The sequence below is a fragment of the Burkholderia sp. LMG 13014 genome, from assembly GCF_905232215.1.
Lineage (GTDB): Bacteria > Pseudomonadota > Gammaproteobacteria > Burkholderiales > Burkholderiaceae > Burkholderia.
Genome location: NZ_CAJNKE010000510.1, coordinates 1 through 4,253, shown reverse-complemented (window position 1 = coordinate 4,253; position 4,253 = coordinate 1). Strand labels below are relative to the sequence as shown.

General features: G+C 66.4%; 5 protein-coding genes and 1 pseudogene. 2 read left to right on the top strand and 4 right to left on the bottom strand.

The genetic code is table 11. The features are described 5' to 3' along the window. Positions 1-380 (top strand): annotated as a pseudogene (locus JYJ84_RS29835) (MFS transporter); the annotation flags it as partial. A 73-nt stretch (positions 381-453) separates the two neighbouring features. Here JYJ84_RS29835 and JYJ84_RS29830 read toward each other — a convergent pair. Together JYJ84_RS29830 and JYJ84_RS29825 are read right to left on the bottom strand one after the other, a co-directional pair. Then, entirely contained in the window at positions 454-651 is a 198-nt protein-coding gene (locus JYJ84_RS29830; protein ID WP_011354524.1) for an oxidoreductase-like domain-containing protein, read from the bottom strand. Positions 652-724: 73 nt separating this feature from the next. Beyond that, positions 725-1,735 carry a choloylglycine hydrolase family protein gene (locus tag JYJ84_RS29825; protein ID WP_122947590.1) on the bottom strand — a complete coding sequence of 337 codons (1,011 nt, stop codon included), beginning with the start codon at positions 1,733-1,735 and terminating at the stop codon, positions 725-727. Between the two features lie 333 nt (positions 1,736-2,068). Between JYJ84_RS29825 and JYJ84_RS29820 the strand changes: the two genes are divergently transcribed. Next, entirely contained in the window at positions 2,069-2,491 is a 423-nt protein-coding gene (locus JYJ84_RS29820) for a RidA family protein (protein WP_175220237.1), read from the top strand. Between the two features lie 89 nt (positions 2,492-2,580). Here JYJ84_RS29820 and creD read toward each other — a convergent pair whose 3' ends face one another. Together creD and JYJ84_RS38025 are read right to left on the bottom strand one after the other, a co-directional pair. After that, positions 2,581-3,972 carry a cell envelope integrity protein CreD gene (gene creD, locus JYJ84_RS29815; RefSeq protein ID WP_175220235.1) on the bottom strand — a complete coding sequence of 464 codons (1,392 nt, stop codon included), beginning with the start codon at positions 3,970-3,972 and terminating at the stop codon, positions 2,581-2,583. A gap of 104 nt (positions 3,973-4,076) precedes the next feature. Next, positions 4,077-4,253: ATP-binding protein (locus JYJ84_RS38025; RefSeq protein WP_374102142.1), on the bottom strand; the 177-nt coding region annotated here is incomplete at its 5' end.

Genomic DNA, 4,253 nt, shown 5'->3' with positions numbered 1-4,253 from the left:
CGGCCGGCGTCGCGACCGCCGCCGCGCTGGCCGGCGCAGCCGCGCCGGGCCCCGGCTTCTACGCAGGGATCGCGGCGATCGGGATCGGCCAGGGTCTCGTGCTGCCGTCGGTCGTGCGGATCGTGCTCGCGGAAGTCGACATGGCACGCGCAGGTGTCGCATCCGGCATGGTCACCGCGATGCTGCAGATCGGTGCGGCCGTCGGCGCGGCCACGCTCGGCGGCATGTTCTTCGCCCGGCTCGGCGCGCATCCGGCCGCGCTCGATTACGTGCAGGGCTTCAGGACGTCGATGTTCGCGCTGACAGCCGTATTGCTCGCGTGCATCGCGCTGTCGGCGATGCTTGGGCCGCTGCACCGGCGGCTGCATGCAGGCACGTAAGCGCGGCGGGAATCGCCGCGACGGCAGGGTCTGACGCGGAAACGGTGCAGAGGTAGCCTCGCCGGCATCCGGCTCACGCGTGATGCTTGCGTTGCGCCTGGCGCGCTTCCCATTCGGCCAGCTCGACGCGATAGCGCGCGAGTGCTTCGTCGTAGAGATCGAAGACGCACGGCGAGCAGCCGCTGTTGCAGCAGTCTTCCAGTTCCGGTTGGATAGGCGGGGTCGGACGGGGATCGTCGACGGACGGATCCCCGGAAGGTTGGTTCGGCACGGCGTGGTCCGGTGAAGTAAGACGATCAGTATAGGTCGATCCGGGCCACCGCCGCTTCCAGCAGGCCGAACGGCTAGACGGGTGTCAGTTCGATGTGCTTCGGCGAAGCGACCGTCGACACCTTCGACGTCGCCAGGTCGATCACACGCATCACCGTATCGTCATACGTCCGGAAGTAATACTTGCGCGCCTCCAGGTCGGCGATCGTGGCCCACTGCGTGTATTCGTAGACCGGCGTGTCGTGATCGACTTCCTCCTTGATCCACCCTTTCGGAATGTCGAACGTATTGATGATGTGCTCGGCCAGCCGGATCGCGTCGGCGCCGCTATGCGGATTTTCCGCGTACGCCGCATACCCGACCGCGCGCACGAAACGCGACGCCGGCGTGATGTCGCCGGGCAGGCCCAGCATCCCGTAGCCCTGGCCATACGCCTTGAGCGTCACGTGTTTCGCGTCGCGCGACAGCGACAGTGTCCTGCTCGCCGGCGTGACGCGCGACAGGTTCAGGTAGTTGTGCAGGTTGGTGCGATGCCAGTCGAACGGCGGCGAGTTGGTCATCACGCCGAGCGGATTGTCGTGGACGCGCAGTTCGCCGCCGACCGGCTCGACGACAAGCGATGCGCCGCTCGCGTCATGCAGCGTGTAATGCACGGGGGGCGCGCCGTCGAATGCGGGGTGCGGGATGTCGGCGACGACGATGTCGCCGAGCGCCTGCTTGACGCCGCTCACGCTGTCGTAGCTGGTCAGCGCCCACGTGAGGAAATCCCACGGCGCCAACGCGCGAGCGGTGTTCTCCGGCGTCAGCGCCGGATACTCGGCGAACTCCGGAAAGTAGAGCGTCCCGCCGGCCAGCCCCGCCTCGTTGATGCCGTCCACCAGGATCGGCATCTTCAGCCCGTTCATGCCGATCGCCTTGTACTTCGTCGTCCAGCTCTTGCCCTGCTTGCCGAGCGGCGGCGACGCGTACAGCGTCTTGCCGGCCTCGATGACGATCGGGATCGAACCCAGATCCTGCGCGAACTCCATGGTTCTGCCATAGACGACGTGCTCATCCACCGTGCGGATCACAAAACTCGTACACATGTTGTTTTCCTTGTTTTGACGAGAAGCGACAGCGGGCGCGTGATCGGCCCGCCCCTCGGAACATGCGCACCCGCTGCCGCGGAATGCGCGTATGAATCATATCGGTGCATACGTGCTCCAGGCGCGAATCCCCGCAGAATTACCGCCACGTCAACAGTCGAATCGATTCACGCCGCGAATGAAAAAATGTGGCCGTCCTGTAGCCGCCCGATCAGGACAGGCGGCTCGTACCAGCCGCGGGCAGCGCAAAGGCGAACTCATCCATAATGGCGCGACGATCGACGACATCGATCCGCTGTGCCCGACCCGTTCACGCCACACAGGAGCTGCGTCATGGCTGAAGCAGTGAATCCGCCGGAAGTCTGGGCGCCGTTCGGCGCGTTCTCGATGGCCGTGATCCAGGGCGACGGCCGGATCGTGCATCTGAAGGGGCAAGTCGCGCTCGACCGCGACGGCCAGGTGGTCGGCCACGGCGACATGCGCACGCAGGTGCGGCAGACGCTCGACAACATCCGCGCGGTGCTCGCCACGATGGGCGGACAGATGCAGGACGTGATCTCGCTCGTGCACTACGCGACCGACATCGATGCGTTCATGCAGGCAGGCGAAATCCGCAAGACGTACTTCGCCGAGCCCTACCCCGTGACGACGACCGTCCAGGTCGAGCGTCTCTACCATCCCGACCTGCTGATCGAGATCACCGCCGTGGCCGAGATTCCGCTCGCGCGGTTTCGCCGACCTGCATCGCGTGCGTGAATCGGCGGTGCAGCGCGACGCGACGCCGCGCCGTATGACGCACCAGCCGGGACATTCCCGACCGGCACGCTTCCTCGCAACCCGCGCGCTTACTTCGCCTGCGCGCCCGGCTTCGCGGCGCCCGCGCCCGCCTTGTCGGCCAGCGGCTGCCACGCGGCACCGAGCGAATACCAGTCGACGCGGCGCGTGAGCGTCATGATGCCGGCGAGGATCGCGAACAGCAGCAGCGAACCGAGCATCAGCGCATTGTCTTCCGACAGCAGCAACCCGTAGAGCGCCGCGTACAGCACCGTGAGCAGCACGGCAAACACCGCACCGCGCTTCACGCTTTGCAGCACGAACGACAGGTAGAAGCCGAGCAGCCCGATGCAGGCGCCGCTCGCCGCCAGATACGCATACGCGAATGCAATGTGTTCGGACAGGCTCAGCAGCAGCAGGAAGAACAGCGCCAGCGACAGGCCGACCAGTGCGTACTGGATCGGGTGAATCCGCAGCCGCTTCACGAGCTCGTACATGAAGAAGCTCGCGAACGTGAGCATCACGAACAGCGCGCCGTACTTCGTCGCGCGTTCGGCCTGCAGGTAGACGTTCACCGGTTCGATCACCGACACCGACGCCATTTCGATCGCGCCTTCCCCGTTGCCGGATGCGATCTGCTCGCGCGCCTTCGTGTTGAACGACGTCACGCGCCAGTTGCCGGTGAAGCCGCGCGCATCGACCGTGCGGGTGTTCGGCAGGAACGCGCCGTCGAAGCTCGGATGCGGCCACGTCGATTTCAGCGAGAAATCGTTCTGGTCGCCCACCGGCGCGAACGCGACGGAATCCGCACCGCGCAGCGGCAGGTCGATGCTGAACGGCACGGCCGCCCCCGCGCTCGCGTCCGCCAGCGCCGCGAGATCGACGTTCGCGTGAACGCCCTGGCGCAGGCTGTCCAGCCGCGTGCCCTGCTCAACGTCGAAGCGCGCGCCGCCGATGCGCAGATCGGGCTGCGCGGTCAGCCCGCGAATGTCGCCGATGCCGATCGCGACATACGCGTCGTCGACCTTGAAGCTCACGTGGCCGTCCGCCTGCGGCAGCTTCTTCAGATCCGGCAACGGCAGCGTGCCGGTCAGCCGGCTCGCCAGTTCGTACACCAGCGCCTTGTGGATGCCGCGATAGCGGACGCTGGTCGTCAGCGTGCCGTCGACGTTCAGCGTCTTCGGAAACACGAGCAGGCGCTTCGTCTCGCTTCTGAGGCTCGTCTTCGTCGCGCCGCCGGCCGGACTGTCGTCGCGCACGCGCGTGACTTCCGTGTAATGCACGACGAGCACCGGGCCCGCCACCGTCTGCGGCCCCGCATAGCTCGACCAGATGCTCTGCAGCGCATCCATCCGATACGCGGAGCGTTCCTGCACGATGCTTTGCACCATGTGCAGCGGGATCAGGATCAGCAGCGCGAGAAACGCGGTGATCGCGAATTTGAACAACAGGACTCGATTCATGGCCGACGGGTACCGGAGTAAAAGGGTACGGTCAGCATGAGCAGCCCCGGTGAAGGGCGATTGAAGCCGGTGTGAAGCGAATGTGTGGCGAACGTGAAGCGCGCTCAGCCCGCCGACGGCAGCGTGAGCGTCGCGCACGCGCCGCCTTCGTCGCGGTTCGCGAGCGCGACCTGGCCGCGGTGCAGCATCGCGACTTCGCGGACGAAACACAGCCCGAGGCCCGTGCTGCGATCCTGCCCGTCGGGGCGCGGCAGCGAATAGAAACGCTCGAACACGCGCGC